Source organism: Stenotrophomonas sp. GbtcB23 (genome assembly GCF_019091045.1).
Lineage (GTDB): Bacteria > Pseudomonadota > Gammaproteobacteria > Xanthomonadales > Xanthomonadaceae > Stenotrophomonas > Stenotrophomonas rhizophila_A.
The window spans coordinates 1-279 of the sequence record NZ_JAGXKC010000363.1; the positions used below are offsets into that span (position 1 = coordinate 1).

A 279-nucleotide genomic window follows, 5' to 3' on the forward strand; every position below is an offset into this window, starting at 1 on the left:
GTTTCACCCATCTTGCCGTCACCCTTCTCGTGGTCCATCACAGCCCACTCGGCGACGGTGACCTCCCCGCGCAACCGAGGAATTCCCACGTAAGCAGCTTTTGCTTCCAGACTGGACAGGACACAGCCACTAAGGCGCACGACCAACGCCAGCCACAATGCCGCAGGATCGAACCCGGCGCGCAGCGCTGCAGACACGAGCGCCTCCACCATCAGCCTGCGATTGTCATCAACCGGCTCGAGCTCGGGCCTGGACGCTGCGAAGGTGTACCCGAGCACC

1 protein-coding gene is annotated in these 279 nt (G+C 63.4%); it reads right to left on the reverse strand.

What is annotated here, in order from left to right; translation table 11 throughout:
- The coding region (locus tag KVS69_RS19425) for a hypothetical protein (protein ID WP_217539581.1) at positions 1-197 on the reverse strand (197 nt) is incomplete at its 3' end.
- Positions 198-279 lie beyond the last annotated feature (82 nt).